Annotated in this window: 18 protein-coding genes (1 of these 18 cut by a window edge); 15 read left to right on the top strand and 3 right to left on the bottom strand. The window is 62.0% G+C overall.

The window, feature by feature from the left end:
• Positions 1 to 35 precede the first annotated feature (35 nt).
• The 5 genes from argJ to PO860_RS18350 all read left to right on the top strand — a co-directional run bounded on the left by argJ (position 36) and on the right by PO860_RS18350 (position 3257).
• Positions 36 to 1277: a bifunctional glutamate N-acetyltransferase/amino-acid acetyltransferase ArgJ gene (gene argJ, locus PO860_RS18370; RefSeq protein ID WP_275038339.1), complete on the top strand. Its 1242-nt coding sequence runs from the start codon at positions 36 to 38 to the stop codon at positions 1275 to 1277.
• The gene (locus PO860_RS18365) at positions 1258 to 2064 is read left to right on the top strand and encodes a GNAT family N-acetyltransferase (protein WP_273885807.1); all 807 of its coding nucleotides are present in this window, start codon (positions 1258 to 1260) and stop codon (positions 2062 to 2064) included. The genes argJ and PO860_RS18365 overlap by 20 nt, the downstream gene beginning before the upstream one ends.
• Positions 2061 to 2474: an 8-oxo-dGTP diphosphatase MutT gene (gene mutT, locus PO860_RS18360; RefSeq protein WP_273885806.1), complete on the top strand. Its 414-nt coding sequence runs from the start codon at positions 2061 to 2063 to the stop codon at positions 2472 to 2474. Before PO860_RS18365 ends, mutT begins: the two co-directional genes overlap by 4 nt.
• 230 nt (positions 2475 to 2704) lie before the next feature.
• Positions 2705 to 3022 (top strand): hypothetical protein, encoded by a 318-nt coding sequence (locus PO860_RS18355; protein ID WP_183610603.1) that lies wholly within the window; start codon positions 2705 to 2707, stop codon positions 3020 to 3022.
• Positions 3023 to 3089: 67 nt separating this feature from the next.
• Positions 3090 to 3257 carry a Flp family type IVb pilin gene (locus PO860_RS18350; RefSeq protein ID WP_183610618.1) on the top strand — a complete coding sequence of 56 codons (168 nt, stop codon included), beginning with the start codon at positions 3090 to 3092 and terminating at the stop codon, positions 3255 to 3257.
• 15 nt (positions 3258 to 3272) lie between these two features.
• Here PO860_RS18350 and PO860_RS18345 read toward each other — a convergent pair whose 3' ends face one another.
• Complete coding sequence (locus tag PO860_RS18345; RefSeq protein ID WP_183610604.1) at positions 3273 to 4157, bottom strand: methyltransferase domain-containing protein; 885 nt, start codon at positions 4155 to 4157, stop codon at positions 3273 to 3275.
• A 77-nt stretch (positions 4158 to 4234) separates the two neighbouring features.
• Between PO860_RS18345 and PO860_RS18340 the strand changes: the two genes are divergently transcribed.
• From PO860_RS18340 to PO860_RS18325, 4 genes are read left to right on the top strand one after another with little or no spacing between them, the layout of a single operon-like run.
• Entirely contained in the window at positions 4235 to 5011 is a 777-nt protein-coding gene (locus tag PO860_RS18340) for a ComF family protein (RefSeq protein WP_183610605.1), read from the top strand.
• Between the two features lie 31 nt (positions 5012 to 5042).
• Positions 5043 to 5300 carry a glutaredoxin 3 gene (gene grxC / locus PO860_RS18335; protein WP_273885805.1) on the top strand — a complete coding sequence of 86 codons (258 nt, stop codon included), beginning with the start codon at positions 5043 to 5045 and terminating at the stop codon, positions 5298 to 5300.
• 10 nt (positions 5301 to 5310) lie between these two features.
• Positions 5311 to 6168 carry a carbon-nitrogen hydrolase family protein gene (locus PO860_RS18330; protein WP_273885804.1) on the top strand — a complete coding sequence of 286 codons (858 nt, stop codon included), beginning with the start codon at positions 5311 to 5313 and terminating at the stop codon, positions 6166 to 6168.
• On the top strand, positions 6165 to 6593 hold the full coding sequence (locus tag PO860_RS18325; protein ID WP_272784974.1) for a DUF1178 family protein: 429 nt from the start codon (positions 6165 to 6167) through the stop codon (positions 6591 to 6593). Before PO860_RS18330 ends, PO860_RS18325 begins: the two co-directional genes overlap by 4 nt.
• Before the next feature lie 265 nt (positions 6594 to 6858).
• Here the strand turns inward: PO860_RS18325 and ubiG are convergent, their stop codons facing one another.
• Positions 6859 to 7605: a bifunctional 2-polyprenyl-6-hydroxyphenol methylase/3-demethylubiquinol 3-O-methyltransferase UbiG gene (ubiG, locus tag PO860_RS18320; RefSeq protein WP_273885803.1), complete on the bottom strand. Its 747-nt coding sequence runs from the start codon at positions 7603 to 7605 to the stop codon at positions 6859 to 6861.
• A gap of 296 nt (positions 7606 to 7901) precedes the next feature.
• Between ubiG and PO860_RS18315 the strand changes: the two genes are divergently transcribed.
• The 6 genes from PO860_RS18315 to clpB all read left to right on the top strand — a co-directional run bounded on the left by PO860_RS18315 (position 7902) and on the right by clpB (position 17420).
• Positions 7902 to 9176: an aspartate kinase gene (locus tag PO860_RS18315; RefSeq protein ID WP_183610610.1), complete on the top strand. Its 1275-nt coding sequence runs from the start codon at positions 7902 to 7904 to the stop codon at positions 9174 to 9176.
• An 89-nt stretch (positions 9177 to 9265) separates the two neighbouring features.
• Complete coding sequence (ptsP, locus tag PO860_RS18310) at positions 9266 to 11533, top strand: phosphoenolpyruvate--protein phosphotransferase (protein WP_183610611.1); 2268 nt, start codon at positions 9266 to 9268, stop codon at positions 11531 to 11533.
• A 29-nt stretch (positions 11534 to 11562) separates the two neighbouring features.
• A complete protein-coding gene (prfA, locus tag PO860_RS18305; RefSeq protein WP_273883101.1) occupies positions 11563 to 12642 on the top strand; it encodes a peptide chain release factor 1 in 1080 nt (359 codons plus the stop codon).
• Positions 12639 to 13499 carry a peptide chain release factor N(5)-glutamine methyltransferase gene (prmC, locus tag PO860_RS18300; RefSeq protein WP_273883102.1) on the top strand — a complete coding sequence of 287 codons (861 nt, stop codon included), beginning with the start codon at positions 12639 to 12641 and terminating at the stop codon, positions 13497 to 13499. The genes prfA and prmC overlap by 4 nt, the downstream gene beginning before the upstream one ends.
• Before the next feature lie 342 nt (positions 13500 to 13841).
• Positions 13842 to 14567: a DUF4167 domain-containing protein gene (locus PO860_RS18295; RefSeq protein WP_273883103.1), complete on the top strand. Its 726-nt coding sequence runs from the start codon at positions 13842 to 13844 to the stop codon at positions 14565 to 14567.
• A 252-nt stretch (positions 14568 to 14819) separates the two neighbouring features.
• The gene (gene clpB / locus PO860_RS18290; RefSeq protein WP_273885802.1) at positions 14820 to 17420 is read left to right on the top strand and encodes an ATP-dependent chaperone ClpB; all 2601 of its coding nucleotides are present in this window, start codon (positions 14820 to 14822) and stop codon (positions 17418 to 17420) included.
• Between the two features lie 66 nt (positions 17421 to 17486).
• On the opposite strand, the gene PO860_RS18285 is transcribed toward clpB, so the two are convergent.
• A protein-coding gene (locus PO860_RS18285; protein ID WP_183610616.1) for a M23 family metallopeptidase crosses the window boundary here: on the bottom strand, positions 17487 to 18610 show its 3' portion. The gene runs 817 nt beyond the window's last position; the window shows 1124 of its 1941 coding nt (coding positions 818-1941); its start codon lies beyond the right edge, outside the window; it ends in the stop codon at positions 17487 to 17489.

Below are 18610 nucleotides of genomic sequence, written 5' to 3'. Positions count from 1 at the left end.
TTTTCGCCCGGAAATGCTCATTGGCAGGTCTCATCATGTCCGGTTCCGTCTCTCCGCTCGCTCCGAAATCCTTCGTCTCGATGCCGCCGCTGCGCGGTGTGCGCATGGCGACGGCTTCCGCCGGCATCAAGTACAAGAACCGCACCGACGTGCTGATGATGGTCTTCGATAGACCGGCGGCGGTTGCCGGCGTCTTCACTCGTTCGAAGTGCCCGTCGGCGCCAGTCGATTTCTGCCGGGCCAATCTCCCTCATGGCAGCGCCCGCGCCGTCGTCGTCAACTCCGGAAATGCCAATGCTTTCACCGGCCTAAAGGGCCGCCAGGCGACTGCATTGACGGCGAAGTCTGCTGCCGCTGCCGTCGGCTGCGCCGAAAACGAAGTCTATCTGGCCTCGACCGGCGTCATCGGCGAGCCGCTCGACGCCACCAAATTCGCAGGCGCCCTCGACCGGATGCAGATCGAAGCGACCGGCGATTTCTGGTTCGAGGCCGCCAAGGCGATCATGACGACCGACACCTATCCGAAGGTTTCGACCCGCAGCGCCGAGATCGGCGGCGTCACTGTCACGATCAACGGCATTGCCAAGGGTGCCGGCATGATTGCGCCCGACATGGCGACGATGCTTTCCTTCGTCGTCACCGATGCCGACATCGCGCCCGACGCCCTGCAGGTGCTTCTGTCTGACGGCGTCGGTCCGACCTTCAATTCCATGACCGTCGACAGCGATACTTCCACCTCCGATACGCTGATGCTGTTTGCGACGGGGGCCGCGGCCGAGGACGGCCAGGCCCGCATCGAACGCGCCGATGATCCGCGCCTTGCCGCCTTCCGCGCCGCCCTCAACGACGTGTTGAAGGATCTGTCGCTGCAGGTGGTGCGCGACGGCGAGGGTGCAACCAAGATGCTCGAAATCACCGTGACGGGCGCCGAAAGCGATGCCGCCGCCAAGCGCATCGGACTGTCGATCGCCAATTCGCCGCTGGTCAAGACGGCAGCCGCCGGCGAAGACGCGAATTGGGGCCGGATCGTCATGGCCGTCGGCAAATCCGGCGAGATGGCCGACCGAGACCGGCTTGCCATCTGGTTCGGCGACATCAGGGTCGCCGTCAATGGCGAGCGTGACCCGGATTATTCCGAGGCGGCCGCCTCTGCCGTCATGAAGGCGCAGGATATCCCCGTGAAAGTCGATATCGGCCTCGGCGCCGGCACCGCAACCGTCTGGACCTGCGACCTCACCAAGGAATATGTTGCGATCAATGGCGACTATCGGAGCTGATCGTTCATTGACGCAGGCATCCATTTCTTCACAGAATCTGCCGCTGGTGCGCAGGCTGGAGGCCGTCGGCTTCCGTGCCTGGCCGGCGGCGTCGGTGCAATATGACGGCAGCTGGCAGGTGCGGCTGACGGCCGGCCATCCGTCCAACCGGCTGAATTCGATCGTGCCGCTCGATCCTTCGGATCATCGCGACGTCGAAATCCGCCTGGAAAAGGCGAGCCGGAAGTTCGAGGCCTATGGCCGCGCCGCCGTCATCCGCCAGACGCCGCTTGCTTCGCCTGTCCTGATCGAGCTTCTCGGCGCGCAGAACTGGACACGGTTCGACGAGACTGTGGTGATGACCTGCGACCTTGCCGAGGCCGCGTTGCCGGATACGCTCGATCACCTGCCGACCCATGATGTCGGCCGTTTCGTCGACGCCAACCTTGCCGTCGAGCGGGCACCACTGAGCTTGAAGCCGGCGCTCGCCGAAATCATTTCGGCGATCAAGCCGCCATCGGGCCTGTTCATGATCGAGAATGCGGCGGACGGCCCGCTTGCGACCGTGCTCTGCGTACAGGACAACGACCTTGCCGGCATCATGTCGCTTTCGGTCTCCGAGACGCGGCGGCGCGAGGGACTCGGCACCGAGATCCTGACCTCGGCGCTGCGCTGGGCGCGCATGCGCAGCGCCCGATCGGCCTGGCTGCAGGTGAAGCTGTCCAACCGTTCGGCCATCGCCCTCTATGAACGCCTCGGCTTTCGCGATGCCTATCATTATTGCTATTGGCAGCGGGAGCCGCGATGATCGATGCAGGCCGGAAGATTTTGCTGGTCGCCGCCTGCGCGCTGATCGATGCCGACGGGCGTATCCTGTTGGCACAGCGTCCCGAGGGAAAGTCGCTAGCGGGGTTGTGGGAGTTTCCCGGCGGCAAGGTGGAGCCCGGCGAGACGCCGGAGGAAACGCTGGTGCGCGAGCTTGAGGAAGAACTCGGGATCAACACCAAGATCGCCTGTCTGGCGCCGCTCACTTTTGCCAGCCACTCCTACGAGACTTTCCACCTGTTGATGCCGCTTTATATCTGCCGGCGCTATGAGGGCATTCCTCAGGGCCGGGAGGGCCAGGCGCTGAAATGGGTGCGTCCGCAGGCGCTTCGCGATTACCCGATGCCGCCGGCCGACGAGCCGCTCATCCCGATGCTGCAGGATTTACTTTAAAGCGCATCCGGTTGAACTTGATTGGTGCGACGCGCTTTAAATTTTTATTCTAATGCATGTCGTTATCCTGGAACCGCTGCACACTTCCAGGCGACATGCATTAGCGTTAGCTGATTATTATTGTGCCACGCCGTTTTCGGCTGTGGATATTAATGGATCGTTTAACACCTTCTGCCAAAGATCGGCCTCAATCAAGCATCTGGCGTGCGTGTATTAAAAGGCTTGACGTCATGGACGATGATTTCTGGAAAGCTGTCCGGGAAAAGGAACGGGTTTCGTCTGCCTCGCGCAGGACGGGTGCGCTCAATATCGCCCTTCTGTTCGGCACGGCAGTGGTGGCGCTGACGCTCATCCTGACGCCGATGCTTGCGGATTCCTCGAAGAAGAGCGTCTTTGCCAGCGCGCCGGTTGAATTCGACACGATGACGACAGGATCGATCCCGAAGAACGAAAGCGGCAAGCGTTATACGATCCGCCGCAGCGTCCTCCAGGATACGCCCGGCTCGGTCTGCGTCGTCCAGGGCTACGGCGTCGGCGCCGGTTGCTGAAAGTGCCGGCCATCGCCCGATGGTCGTGGAATGGTCGTTTGTCGTCTTCGCGCTAAAGGTTGGGGTAATGCGTCTTTTGAAAGCATTTTTTGCGGATAACAGAGGGGCGACGGCGATCGAATATGGTCTCATCGCCGCGATCATTTGCACCGCGCTCATCTCGGGTCTGGGCTTTTTTACCAATGCCCTGCAGAACGTCTTCAACGTGATCAACAACAATCTGCCTGCGAATTGAAGAAGCTGTGGGCGTTTACTGCCTGAGCTTGTGCTCTTCCACCTTCAGCGCATCGGCAAGGCGCGCCTTGGCCGAGCCCGGCTGGAGCGGCTTTTGCTGGCTCTCGTGCGGCGCCCATCCCGAGACATAGATGATCGAAAAGGTCGCGCGGATGCGTCCGTCGGGATCGGAATAACGCTCGGCGTAGATTTCGGCCGCGCGCAGGAAGAAGGCGCGCGTCAGCGGCATCCGGCCGCGGGCCGCAAGCGGATTGCTCATGCCCATCGCTCTCAGATCCCGCATCAGCGGAAAGAGCGAATCATATCGTACCGTGTAGTTCTCTGCATCGATCACCGGCAGCGCGAAGCCGCCGCGCTGCATCAGGCTGCCGACATCGCGCACATCGGCGAAGGGGATGACGCGCGGGCTTGCTCCACCTGTCATCTCGACCTCGGCGGCCAGCAGCACGTCGCGCAATTCCTGCAGCGTGCCGGCGCCGGGGATCGCAGCCAGGAACAGGCCGTCCGGCTTCAGGGCGCGACGGATCTGGATGAAGACGCCAGGCGTATCGTTGGTCAGATGCAGGCTGAGCGGCGCAAGGATGAGATTGGCCGATTGCGGTTCGAGCGGCACGTCCTCGAGCGGCGCCTCAATCAGGGTTTCTCCCGGGATTGCATAGGCCCTCTCGCTCTCGACGCGGATCATCGTGCCGATCTTGCCCGTCGCCAGCGCGGCATGGGCGGCAGCCCCCGTTGCGCCATGCAGTTCGACGGCGGTCTCGAAGGTCCGCTCGACGACCGCAAGCCGCTCGGCCATTTCTTCAGCGGCGATGTTGAGCAGGAAGGCGGCTTTCGGGTCGTTGTTGACAAGCGCGCGATGGCGATGCGCGGCGATCAGGGCCTTGTCGAAAATCGTTTCCATGGCGATGTCCTTAGTCCGGCACGGTTTAAGCGGCAAGATGATTTTCCTTTTCGAGATTATGCGCTAGCCTCGTTGGCATGGGGCCGATCGATTTCGAAAGTCCGTCAAAGGTCTTGCGGACGCATCTCTTGCGGCCGTTTTCGGCGCTTGCCGATTTCTTTTATCCGCCAGCCTGTTCGGTCTGCGGTATTTCCACAGGCGGCCATCGCGGGCTCTGCGCAAAGTGCTGGTCCGGCATCCGCTTCATCGAACGGCCCTATTGCGAAGTGCTCGGCATTCCCTTCTCGCACGATCTCGGTGCCGGCATCCTCAGCGCCGAGGCGATCGCCCACCCGCCGCCTTTCGACCGGCTGCGGTCGGCTGCGACCCACGACCATGCGGCCCGCGATCTCGTTCATGGGCTGAAATATCGCGATCGCACCGATCTGGCGCCGATGATGGCCGCCTGGATGCTGCGCGCCTCCGACGGGACGGTCGAAAGCTGCGATGCGCTGATCCCGGTGCCGCTGCACCGTACCCGCATGCTGGCGCGCAAGTTCAACCAGGCAGCCGAGCTTGCCCGCCATATGGCAAGGCTTTCGGGCAAGCCGCTGCTTGCAGCCACGCTTATCCGCGTCAAGCGCACGAGCCAGCAGGTCGGCCTCGGCGCGAAGGCGCGCGAAGATAATGTCAGGGGCGCTTTCGCGATTGCTAAGGGTTGCGAAAACGACATTTTCGGCAAGCGCATCGTTCTTGTCGACGACGTCTATACAACAGGGGCGACGGTCGCTGCAGCAAGCCGGACATTGCGCAAGGCGGGGGCGGCCGAGATAACGGTTTTGACCTTTGCAAGGGCTCTGTCCGAGCCTATATGACAGAAATACTCGGCATCGGTCTGGAGAGATCATGGTACCCGTCACCATCTATACACGGCAGTTTTGCGGCTATTGCAGCCGCGCCAAGTCCCTGCTCGAAGAAAAGGGCGTCGAATATGTCGAGCACGACGCCACCAACTCGCCGGATCTTCGCCAGGAGATGATCGGCAAGTCGAACGGGCGCACCACCTTTCCGCAGATCTTCATCGGCGTCGATCATGTCGGCGGTTGCGACGATCTCTTTGCACTCGATCGGGCCGGCAAGCTCGATCCGATGCTGGCGGCCTGAGGACGAACCGATGAGCTTCAAGGCCGCCGCCATCCAGATGTGTTCCGGGGTCGATCCGGTGAAGAATGCCGCCGCCATGGCGCGGCTGGTCCGTGAAGCCGCCGCCGAGGGCGCGACCTATGTGCAGACGCCCGAGATGACAGGCATGCTGCAGCGCGACCGCGCGGCGGCGCGCGCCGTGCTCACCGACGAGACGCACGACATCATCGTCAAGACCGGCTCCGAACTCGCCGCCGAACTCGGCATTTACATGCATGTCGGCTCGACGGCGATTGCCCTTGCGGACGGCAAGATCGCCAATCGCGGCTTTCTGTTCGGTCCCGATGGCCGAATCCTCAATCGCTACGACAAGATCCATATGTTCGACGTCGACCTCGACAATGGCGAAAGCTGGCGTGAAAGTGCGGCCTACACCGCCGGCTCGGAGGCCCGCGTCCTCTCACTGCCCTTTGCCGAAATGGGCTTTGCGATCTGCTACGACGTGCGTTTTCCCGCGCTCTTCCGCGCCCAAGCGGTTGCCGGCGCCGAGGTGATGACGGTTCCGGCCGCGTTCACCAAGCAGACCGGCGAGGCGCATTGGGAGATCCTGCTCAGGGCCCGCGCCATCGAGAACGGTGTCTTCCTCATTGCCGCCGCGCAGGCTGGCCGGCACGAGGACGGACGCGAGACCTTCGGCCATTCGATGATCATCGACCCCTGGGGCACGGTGCTGGCGTCGGCCGGCGCCACCGGCGAGGCGGTCATCGTCGCCGAGATCGATCCCGGCGCGGTCAAGGCCGCGCATGACAAGATCCCGAACCTGAGGAATGGCCGGGAATTTTCGGTCGAGAGGATTGCGGGGGAAGTCGCAGGAGGCGTTGCCGCTTGATCCGTTATTCCCTCACCTGTGACAATGCCCATGAATTCGAAGGCTGGTTTTCTGAAAGCGCCGATTTCGACCGCCAGGTTGCGACTGGTTTCCTGACCTGCCCGGTCTGCCATTCCGCCGCCGTGTCCAAGCTGCTGATGGCGCCTTCGGTGTCGACGGCGCGGAAAAAGGACGAGAGGCAGACGCTGGCGATGGATGCCATGCGCCAGGAGGCCCTGCAAAAACTGAAAGAGGCCGTTGCGGCCGTCAAGGCCAATTCCGAGGATGTCGGCGCGAAGTTTCCCGAGGAGGCCCGCAAGATCCATTATGGCGAGGCGGACGCCCGCGGCATCATCGGCCAGGCGACGCTCAATGAGGCGCAGGCGCTCGTGGAAGAGGGCATCGAGATCGCCGCCATCCCTGTTCTGCCCGAGGATGTGAACTGAAATGCCTTCCGCGCGTCTGGCCTTCTACAATTTCGGCCTGCACGTTGCACCTGCCGAAGCGAAACGGTTGAAGGCTTCGTTCTGCGCGAGCCCTTGAATTTCGAAGCCGCCGCCCGGCCTGGGGCTTCATCGCCCAGACGGAGCGAAGACGACAATCGATCGCGATCGAGTCAAGGAACTTGCCGCTTGCAACGCGGAAACCCAAAAGGATCTGCTTGCCTGCATTCAAATGCTGAAAGTGTAGTCGGCTTATTGCCGTTGAAAGCTATGCAGGCCGCTTGGCCAGCAGCATATAGTTCACGGCCATATCCTTGGACAGGTTCCACTGGTTCGACAGCGGATTGAAGAAGACCCCTGTACGGTCGGTAATCTCGAGGCCACTTGCCGCCAGCGGCTTTTCCAACTCTTCCGGACGCACCAGCTTTTCATATTGATGGGTACCGCGCGGCAGCCAGCGCAGGATGTTTTCGGCAGCGAAGATGGCAAGGGCTGCCGCCTTCATCGTGCGGTTGATGGTGGCGACGAAGATCAGGCCGCCGGGGCGGACCATTTTCGCGCAGGTCGCCATGAAGAATTCGACGTCGGCGACATGTTCGACCACTTCCATGTTCAAGACGATATCGAAGGTTTCGCCGGCCTCGGCAAGCGCCTCGGCGGTGACAGCGCGATAGTCGACTGAAACGCCGGAGGATTTCGCATGGGTCGAGGCTATGCCGATATTCTTTTCGGAGGGATCGGCGCCGACGACAGAGGCGCCCATGCGCGCGACAGGTTCGGACAGGAGGCCGCCGCCGCAACCGATATCCAGGACGCGCAGGCCCTCGAGCGGGCGAGCGCTTTTCGGGTCACGGCTGAAATTCTCGCAGGCCTTGTCTCTTATATAGGCGAGACGGACGGGATTGAACTTGTGCAGCGGCCTGAACTTGCCGGTCGGGCTCCACCATTCCGCCGCCATCGCCGAGAAGCGGTCCACTTCGCCCTGGTCGATCGTGCTTCTGGCGGTTTCCGTCATCGTCCACTCCTTCGTTCGTGACAAGTGAAGTCGGATGATCGGGGGCATAAGTCAAGGGGCGTGGGTATCGGCCACCTGACGAAGGCGCAGACGCCCGGCGATTGCTTTTATCGCGCGCTTGCCTCCCCCCGCCAAACTCGCTAAGAGACGCCGCAACTTGGGGCCTTCAGGGCCTGGGCTTTTAGAGCGGTTCCAAAAAATGGGAATCCGGCTCTTTCGCCAAGCGGTCCGCCCCAGAGCTTTCGTGATGCCGGGTCCGGGTTTCCGTTTTCCGGCGCCAGTCGTGGTAGAGGCATATGGCACGTATCGTAATGAAATTCGGCGGCACGTCCGTCGCTGACCTGGACCGCATCAAGAACGTTGCCCGCCATGTGAAACGTGAAGTCGACGCCGGCCACGAGGTGGCGGTGGTGGTCTCGGCCATGTCCGGCAAAACCAATGAGCTGGTCAGCTGGGTGCAGGGCATGCCGAAGGTGATCGGCGCCAATTCTCCGTTTTATGATGCGCGCGAATATGATGCGGTGGTCGCCTCCGGCGAGCAGGTGACCTCGGGGCTGCTGGCGATCGCCTTGCAGGCGATGGATATTAATGCGCGTTCCTGGCAGGGATGGCAGATTCCGATCCAGACCGACAACGCCCATGGCGCGGCGCGCATCCTGGAAATCGACGGCTCCGACATCGTCAAACGCATGGGCGAGGGGCAGGTTGCCGTCATCGCCGGCTTCCAGGGATTGGGTCCTGACAACCGCCTCGCGACGCTCGGGCGCGGCGGGTCGGATACTTCGGCCGTCGCCATCGCGGCAGCTGTCAAAGCGGATCGCTGCGATATCTATACCGATGTCGACGGCGTTTATACGACCGACCCGCGCATCGTGCCGAAGGCGCGCAGGCTGAAGAAGATCGCCTTCGAGGAAATGCTTGAAATGGCCTCGCTCGGCGCCAAGGTGTTGCAGGTGCGCTCGGTCGAGCTTGCCATGGTGCACAAGGTGCGCACCTTCGTGCGCTCGTCATTCGAAGATCCCGATGCTCCGGGCATGGGCGATCTGCTAAACCCGCCCGGAACGCTGATTTGTGACGAGGATGAAATCGTGGAACAGGAAGTAGTCACCGGCATCGCCTATGCCAAGGATGAGGCTCAGATCTCGCTTCGCCGTCTTGCCGACCGGCCGGGCGTTTCCGCGGCGATCTTCGGGCCGCTCGCCGAATCCCATATCAATGTCGACATGATCGTCCAGAATATCTCCGAGGACGGGTCGAAGACCGACATGACCTTCACCGTGCCGTCCGGCGACGTGGAGAAAGCGATCAAGGTGCTCGGCGACCATAAGGAGAAGATCGGCTACGATGTCGTGCAGAACGAATCAGGGCTGGTGAAAGTGTCGGTCATCGGCATCGGCATGCGCAGCCATGCGGGCGTCGCTGCGACCGCGTTTCGTGCACTTGCTGAAAAAGGCATCAACATCAAGGCGATCACCACCTCCGAGATCAAGATTTCCATCCTGATCGACGGTCCTTATGCAGAACTCGCTGTCAGGACTTTGCATTCCTGCTACGGTCTGGATAAGAATTGATTCCCAGCGGCCTGCCTGCCCCTTCAGGTTGAGGAGACGAAGGCAGGCCTGCCGCGACTGAGTGCGTTGTTTCGGGAGCTTGAGACGCCATGAGAGACCTTTCCGGCGGTCCGCGCGTGCTGCTCAGGCGGCTGCGCGAGTTGATGGCAGAGCCGCTGGAGCCGCAGGATCGTCTTGACCGGATCGTCCGCCAGATCGCCGGCAACATGGTGGCGGAGGTTTGCTCCGTCTATGTGCTGCGCGCCGACGGCGTTCTCGAACTCTACGCGACTGAAGGCCTCAACCGAGAGGCCGTGCACCTGGCGCAGCTGAAGATGGGGCAGGGCCTCGTCGGTACGATCGCCGCTTCGGCGCAGCCGCTGAACCTCTCCGACGCGCAGTCGCATCCGGCGTTCCGCTATCTGCCGGAAACGGGCGAAGAAATCTACCATTCCTTCCTCGGCGTGCCGATCCTCAGGACCGGCCGCTCGCTTGGCGTTCTCGTCGTGCAGAACAAGGCGAGCCGCAACTATCGCGACGAGGAGGTGGAAGCGCTCGAAACGACGGCGATGGTGCTTGCCGAGATGATCGCCACCGGCGAGCTCAAGAAGATCACCAAGCCGGGCCTCGAACTCGACCTGACACGATCGGTGACGATCGACGGCGACACCTATAATGACGGCATCGGCCTCGGTTACGTCGTGCTGCACGAGCCGCGCATCGTCGTGACCAACCTGCTGAATGAAGATGCCGAGAAGGAAATCCGGCGGCTGGCCGAAGCCATGGGCTCGCTCCGGATCTCGATCGACGACATGCTGTCGCGTCGCGACGTCTCGATGGAAGGCGAACACCGTGAGGTGCTCGAAACCTATCGCATGTTCGCGCATGACCAGGGCTGGGTGCGCAAGCTCGAGGAGGCGATTCGCAACGGCCTGACGGCGGAAGCGGCGGTCGAAAAGGTGCAGAGCGACACCAAAGCGCGGATGATGCGGTTGACCGACCCCTATCTGCGCGAACGCATGCATGATTTCGAGGATCTGGCGAACCGGCTGCTCAGGCAGTTGACGGGTTATACCGGGCGGACGACCGCCGAAGGTTTCCCCAGCGACGCAATCATCTTGGCGCGCGCCATGGGGGCGGCCGAGCTGCTCGATTATCCCCGCGCCAACGTACGCGGGCTGGTGCTGGAAGAAGGGGCAGTGACAAGCCATGTGGTGATCGTCGCGCGCGCCATGGGCATTCCGGTCATCGGCCAGGCAGCGGGTGTGGTGGCGCTTGCCGAGAACGGCGATGCCGTGATCATCGACGCCGACGAGGGACACGTGCATCTGCGGCCGATGGCCGATCACCGGCGTTCCTACGAGGAAAAGGTGCGCTTCCGCGCCAGGCGGCAGGAGCAGTTCCGGGCGCTGCGCGCCGTCGAGCCGGTGACCCGGGATGGGCAGCGGATCGCGCTGATGATGAATGCGGGGTTGCTGGTCGACCTGCCGCAGCTTTCGGAATCGGGCGCCGAGGGCATCGGCCTCTTTCGCACCGAACTCCAGTTCATGATTGCCTCCACCATGCCGAAGGCGGAGGAGCAGGAGCAGTTCTATCGCAATGTGATCAAACAGGCGGCGGGCCGCGCCGTCACCTTCCGCACGCTCGATATCGGCGGCGACAAGGTCGTGCCGTATTTCCGCGGCCATGAGGAGGAAAATCCCGCACTCGGCTGGCGCGCCATCCGGCTGTCGCTCGACCGGCCGGGATTGTTGCGCACTCAGTTGCGCGCCCTCTTGAAGGCATCGGCGGGCACCGAGCTGAAGCTGATGGTGCCGATGGTGACCGAGGTTTCCGAATTGAGGATGGTGCGCGAGCTGTTGCAGAAGGAAGTGCAGCATCTCTCGCGCTTCGGCCACGGCTTGCCGCGCAAGCTGCAATTCGGAGCAATGCTGGAGGTGCCCGCACTGCTGTGGCAGCTCGACGAGCTGATGGAGGCAGTCGATTTCGTCTCGGTCGGTTCGAACGACCTCTTCCAGTTCGCGATGGCCGTCGATCGCGGCAACGCGCGGGTCTCGGACCGGTTCGATCCACTCGGCAAACCGTTTTTGCGCATCCTGCGCGATATCGTGCGCGGGGCGGAGCGGAACAAGACGCCGGTGACGCTCTGCGGCGAACTTGCCAGCAAACCGATCTCGGCGATGGCGCTGCTCGGCATCGGCTTCCGCTCGATCTCGATGTCGCCGGCCTCGATCGGGCCGGTGAAGGCAATGTTGCTCGGGCTCGATGTCGGGGCGCTGAAGACGGCGATGGACGAGGTGCTGGACGATGTCCATGCCATGATGCCGATGCGCGAGGTGCTTGCCCGCTTCGCCGAAAGCCACAATATTCCCCTTTAGACAGAGATTAAGAAGAATCGGAGTGAAGGGTGGCGAAGCTTCCCGTTGAAAAGATGCGCGAGCTGGAACGCCGTTTCGGCGAGATCGAGGCGCGCATGTCGGCAGGTCCTGCCGCCGATGTCTATGTGAAGCTCGCGTCCGAATATTCCGAGCTGCAGCCCGTCGTGACGAAGATCCGCGCCTATGAGAAGGCGATTGCCGAGCTTGCCGATCTCGAAACCCTGCTCGAAGACAAGTCGGTCGACCGCGAGATGCGCGACCTTGCGGAGCTGGAACTGCCCGAGGTGAAGGGGCAGATCGAGGCGCTCGAGCAGGAGATGCAGATCCTGCTTCTGCCGAAGGACGCGGCAGACGAAAAGAGCGCGATTCTCGAAATCCGCGCCGGCACGGGCGGGTCGGAAGCCGCCCTTTTTGCCGGCGATCTGTTTCGCATGTATGAGCGGTTTGCAGCGGAGAAGGGCTGGAAGGCGGAGGTGCTCTCGGCGAGCGAGGGTGAAGCCGGCGGCTACAAGGAAATCATCGCGACGATCACCGGCAGGGGCGTCTTCGCCAAGCTGAAATTTGAATCCGGCGTGCATCGCGTGCAGCGTGTGCCGGAAACCGAGGCGGGCGGGCGCATCCATACGTCGGCCGCAACGGTGGCCGTGCTGCCGGAGGCCGAGGAGATCGACATCGAGATCCGGCCGGAGGATATCCGTATCGACACGATGCGCTCTTCGGGCGCGGGCGGCCAGCATGTCAATACGACGGACTCGGCGGTGCGCATCACCCACTTGCCGAGCGGCATCGTCGTCACCAGCTCGGAAAAATCACAGCACCAGAACCGCGCCAAGGCGATGCAGGTGCTGCGCTCCAGGCTCTATGATGCCGAGCGGCAGAGGGCCGACAGCGAGCGTTCGGCCGACCGCAAGAGCCAGGTCGGCTCCGGCGACCGCTCTGAACGTATCCGAACCTATAATTTCCCGCAGGGGCGGGTGACCGACCATCGCATCAATCTGACGCTCTATAAACTCGACCGGATGATGGAAGGCGAGATCGAGGAGGTCGTCGATGCGTTGATGGCCGATTACCAGGCAAGCCAGCTGGCGCAGCTCGGCGAGCAACAATGAGCTCGACGGTCGCCGACACGCTTGCCGAAGCGCGCCGCCGCTTCACCGAAGCAGGTATCGTCGATCCGGCGACCGACGCGCGTCTGCTTGTTGCAGGTCTTCTGAAACTGTCGCCGACCGAGCTGTTGACGCGATCGGCGGCGCGGCTTTCTTCCGAGCAGGCCGAGGCGATTTACAAGGCGGTGGAACGGCGGCTCGGCCACGAGCCGGTGCATCGCATTCTCGGGGAGCGGGAATTCTATGGGCTTCCGTTGCGGCTCTCGGAGGAAACGCTGGAACCGCGGCCGGATACGGAAATCCTGGTCGATACGGTGCTTGCCTATCTCAAGGAGCTTGCAAAGGCGCAAGACGATCTCCATATTCTTGATATAGGAACCGGGACCGGGGCGATATGCCTTGCGCTTTTGAGCGAGTGTCGGGAGGCGTCAGGTATCGGCAGCGACATATCGGCGGATGCACTTCAGACGGCAAGATCGAATGCAGAAAGAAACGGATTACAGGATCGTTTTGAGGCCATACAATCGAGATGGTTCGAGAGCATCCAGGGTTCCTTTCACGTGATTGTCTCAAATCCGCCCTATATTGCTTCCAATGTCATTCACGATCTCGCTCCCGAAGTGATGAAATTTGATCCGGTTGCGGCTCTGGATGGCGGCCCGGATGGGCTTGACGCCTATAAAGCCATAGCCAAGGATGCGGCAAGGTTCATGAGGCCCGATGGGGTTCTCGGACTGGAAATCGGCTACGATCAGCGAAACGATGTGACGGCGATCTTCGAAGCGAAAGGCTTCAAGTGCCTCAAATCCGTAAAAGATTATGGTCAGAACGACAGGGTGCTCGTGTTCGCGCTCGTGTGACAGGCGATAATTGCTGCGTTGAACAGGACATTATTGTTATTGCGAAGAAAAGGCTTGGATTTCCCAGGGAAGCGATATAGGTTGCGGTCACGTGTTGGGCAGATAGGAATGAACGAGATTCGTTCGGTACTTGGTTTGCCTCGGGGGTCCGCTCTTTTAAACGAGAGTTTCAACGGTTGAACACGACCCAATGCGTGAATCAGTCAATCTGACTTGAGAACCAAGCGGCAGGTCGGCGCAAAGGCGCAGTATGCTCGCGGCACAAAGGTCCTGACCCGCTTTTCGGTCATGGCGGTTGGTGCCATGTATCCATCACAAACAGAGAATTCAGGTGAACGATCTATGAGGCCAGGACAGCAGAACAAGCGCGGTCGAGGGCGTGGTAACAATAATAACAACGGCGGCGGCGGCGGAAATAACAATAACAACAATTTCAACCGCAAGGGCGGCAATCCGCTGACCCGAACCTATGACAGCTCCGGCCCCGATGTGAAGATTCGCGGCACTGCCCAACATATCGCCGAAAAATACGCGCAGCTCGCCCGCGACGCTCAAAGCTCCGGCGACCGCGTGATTGCCGAGAATTATCTCCAGCACGCCGAACACTACAATCGGATCATTGCCAGCGCCCAGGCGCAGATGCAGGAACGTTTCCAGCGCGACGATCGCGGCGAATACAATGACGCCGCGGACCGCGACGGCGACGACATCGATAACAACGACAATGACGGTGATGATGTCGTCATCGTCCAGCCGCCACAGAACAGGCAGCATCAGTCGCGGCCGCAGCCCGAGTCCCGGTCCCAGCCGGCTCCCGCTCCCGCGCCAGTGGTGCCCCAGGCCGAGGTCATCGACGGAACCGGCCCACAGCCGGAGATCGAAGGCATTCCGGCCGAAGTCGCCATGGACGAGGAAGGCTCGGGCGGTCAGCCGCGCGAGCGCCAGCCCCGCCGTCGCGCCACCGGCAGCCGTCCCCGTCGCCCGCGCCGCGGCGCAGAAGGCGAAGCAGCTGAAGGCGAGGGTGCCTCTGGCGAGGCGCCTGTACTGGCTGACGCTGCATCGGAATGAGGATTTTGCCTCTCCTTCGGGGGAGAGCGGAAGGTCATGCCATCTTCAGAATTGCCTTGAAAATCCCCGGCCTCGCGCCGGGGATTTTCATTTTTTACGGGCTCTTTAAACTCGTAGCACAGGCTACCATATTCTCCTCGAACTGCTTCGCCCGAATCCCTTACGGGCCAAGCGCGGCCTGCCTTTTCAGGGGGTCGATCTCAATCATCGGTCTGTGCCTCGTCAGGGCAGAGCGATCCATGGAGGTAGAATATGAATATCGAGAAATATTCCGAGCGGGTGCGCGGCTTCATCCAGTCGGCGCAGACCTATGCGCTGGCGCAGGGTCACCAGCAGTTCACGCCCGAACATGTGCTGAAAGTCCTGCTCGACGACGATCAGGGCATGGCGGCGTCGCTGATCGAGCGCGCCGGCGGCGATGCCAAGGCTGCCCGCCTGGCCAATGACGCGGCCCTTGCCAAACTGCCGAAAATATCAGGCGGCAACGGCAATATCTATCTGGCCCAGCCGCTCGCCAAAGTGCTTTCAACCGCCGAAGAGGCGGCGAAGAAGGCCGGCGATAGCTTCGTCACGGTCGAGCGCCTGCTGCAGGCGCTGGCGATCGAATCCTCGGCCTCGACTTTTTCGACGCTGAAGAACGCAGGCGTGACGGCCCAGGGCCTCAACCAGGTCATCAACGACATCCGCAAGGGGCGGACGGCGGATTCCTCCAATGCCGAACAGGGTTTCGATTCGCTGAAGAAGTTCGCACGCGATCTCACGGCCGAAGCCCGCGAGGGCAAGCTCGACCCGGTGATCGGCCGCGACGACGAAATTCGCCGCACGATCCAGGTGCTGTCGCGCCGCACCAAGAACAATCCCGTTCTGATCGGCGAACCCGGCGTCGGCAAGACGGCGATCGTCGAGGGCCTGGCGCTGCGCATCGTCAACGGTGACGTGCCGGAATCGCTCAAGGACAAGAAACTGATGGCGCTCGATATGGGCGCGCTGATTGCCGGTGCGAAATATCGCGGCGAATTCGAGGAGCGGCTGAAGGCCGTGCTCAACGAGGTCCAGGCAGAAAACGGCGAAATCATCCTGTTCATCGATGAGATGCACACGCTGGTCGGCGCCGGCAAGGCGGATGGGGCGATGGACGCTTCCAACCTGCTGAAACCCGCCCTTGCCCGCGGTGAGCTACATTGCGTCGGTGCGACCACGCTCGACGAATATCGCAAACATGTCGAAAAGGATCCGGCCCTTGCCCGCCGCTTCCAGCCCGTCGTCGTCGACGAACCGACGGTCGAAGACACGATCTCGATCCTGCGCGGCCTGAAGGAAAAATACGAGCAGCATCACAAGGTGCGCATCGCCGATGCGGCGTTGGTGGCGGCTGCAACACTTTCCAACCGCTATATCACCGACCGTTTCCTGCCCGACAAGGCGATCGACCTGATGGACGAGGCGGCGGCGCGGTTGCGCATGCAGGTGGATTCCAAACCGGAAGAGCTCGATGAACTTGACCGTCGCATCATCCAGCTGAAGATCGAGCGCGAGGCGCTGAAGAAGGAAACCGACGTTGCGTCGGCCGACCGGCTGAAGCGGCTGGAGACCGAACTCACCGGTCTCGAAGAAGAGGCCGATGCGCTGACGGCCCGCTGGCAGGCGGAAAAGCAGAAGCTCGGCCTTGCCGCCGATCTCAAGAAGCAGCTGGACGATGCCCGCAACGAACTGGCGATCGCCCAGCGCAAGGGGGAGTTCCAGCGTGCCGGCGAGCTGACCTACGGCGTCATTCCCGATCTCGAAAAGCAGCTCGTCGATGCCGAAAAGCAGGATGGCGAACGCGGCGCGATGGTGCAGGAGGTCGTCATCCCCGACAACATCGCCCACGTCGTTTCCCGCTGGACCGGCATTCCGGTCGACAGGATGCTGGAGGGCGAACGCGACAAGCTGCTGCGGATGGAAGACGAGCTGGCGAAATCGGTGATCGGCCAGGGTGATGCGGTTCAGGCCGTTTCCCGCGCCGTCCGCCGCGCCCGCGCCGGCCTGCAGGATCCGAACCGGCCGATCGGCTCGTTCATCTTCCTCGGCCCGACCGGCGTCGGCAAGACGGAGCTCACCAAGGCGCTCGCCCGCTTCCTCTTCGACGACGAGACGGCAATGGTGCGCATGGATATGTCGGAATATATGGAAAAACACTCCGTTGCCCGGCTGATCGGCGCGCCTCCTGGCTATGTCGGTTATGACGAAGGCGGGGCGTTGACGGAGGCTGTGCGCCGCCGGCCCTATCAGGTCGTGCTGTTCGACGAGATCGAAAAGGCGCATCCCGACGTCTTCAATATCCTGCTGCAGGTGCTGGACGACGGACGCCTGACGGACGGCCAGGGCCGGACGGTGGATTTCCGCAACACGATGATCATCATGACCTCGAACCTCGGTGCCGAATATCTGACGCAGCTCCCGGACGGTGACGACAGCGACACGGTTCGCGAGCAAGTGATGGAGGTCGTGCGCGGGCATTTCCGGCCGGAATTCCTGAACCGCATCGATGAGATCATCCTCTTCCACCGCCTGAAGCGTGGGGAGATGGGCGCGATCGTCGATATCCAGCTGAAGCGGCTGGTGGCGCTCTTGTCCGAACGCAAGATCGTCATCGATCTCGACGAGGAAGCCCGCCACTGGCTGGCGAACAAGGGTTACGATCCGGTCTACGGCGCAAGGCCGCTGAAGCGGGTGATCCAGAAGTTCGTGCAGGATCCGCTGGCCGAGCAGATTCTGTCCGGCCAAGTGCCGGACGGATCGACGGTGAAGGTGACGAGCGGTTCAGACCGGCTGCAGTTCAGGACGCGGCAGACGGTGAACGAGGCGGCGTAAGCCGGTTTGGCCGATGAATGAGAATTGGGAATGGCGGCTTCGGCCGCCATTTTTGTTTGCGGGAGGCTACTTGCTCGCCACCTGATCCGCCGTTTGGTTGTTCAGCAGCGTATCGATGCGCTTGCGCTCGTCCTCGAATTTCGCCAGCGCCTCGCCCTGCAGCGATTTGCCGCCCGGCAGGCGGATGCGCAGCGGATCGACCTTGGTGCCGTTGACGATCAGCTCGTAATGCAGGTGCGGTCCGGTGGACTCGCCCGTCGTTCCGACCCAGCCGATCACTTGGCCCTGGCGGATCTTGGCACCGGGGATGACGCCCTTGGCGATGGCGCTCTGGTGATTGTAGGAGGATTCATAGCCGTTGGCATGGCGGATGATCGTTTGATTGCCGTAGCCGCCGGAATCCCAGCCGGCTTTTTCAACCGTTCCGTTGCCGGCGGCGATGATCGCCGTGCCGCGGGGTGCCGCCCAATCGACGCCGGTGTGCATGCGGGCGAAACCGAGGATCGGGTGACGGCGCATGCCGAAGCCGGATTTGAAGATGCCGTTCGGAACCGGATTGCGCAGCAGGAACTGGCGGATGCTCTTGCCGTTCTCGTCGAAATAATCGACCGTGCCGTCGTCGGGGTCCTGGAAGCGGTAGAAGCGCGTCTGCGTGTCGCCGAAACGGGCATTGACGTAGAGCAGTTCGGAATCCTCGGTTGCCTGGCCGGCGCTATCGGCGACGGAGAAGAAGGCCTCGAGACTGTCGGTCGACCGCAGCTGCGCCTGGAAATCGACATTGCTGGCAAGCAGCTTGATGATCAGCGCCGTCATATCCTTGGTCATGCCGTAGGAAAGGGCGGCGCGATAGATGCCGTCATAGACGCGCGGCAGGTTCTGGCCGGGCGGCGGCGCGAAGGAATTGTCATCGAAGGCGGTGGCGATGGCATCCAGCATCGGCGGCTCGCTTCCGGGCACGTATCTGCCTTTGTCGTCAACAGCAACGGTGACGAGATGGCGGGTGCCGCGATAGACGCTGGCGCGGATGATCTTTGCCTGTTCGCCCTTCTGAATGATACCGATGCGCAACACGTCGCCCTTGTCGAGATCGGTGGAACCCAGTTGCTGCGAGATAAAACCGGCAATGCCATCGGCATATTGCTGCGGATAGCCTGAATCCGTCAGCGCCTTGGCGATCGGCGTGTCGACGC

Origin of the sequence: Rhizobium binxianense (assembly GCF_028994275.1) — a bacterium.
Classification (GTDB): domain Bacteria; phylum Pseudomonadota; class Alphaproteobacteria; order Rhizobiales; family Rhizobiaceae; genus Rhizobium; species Rhizobium binxianense.
Note: the sequence above shows the minus strand (reverse complement) of the source record. Positions and strands in the feature narration are given on the sequence as shown.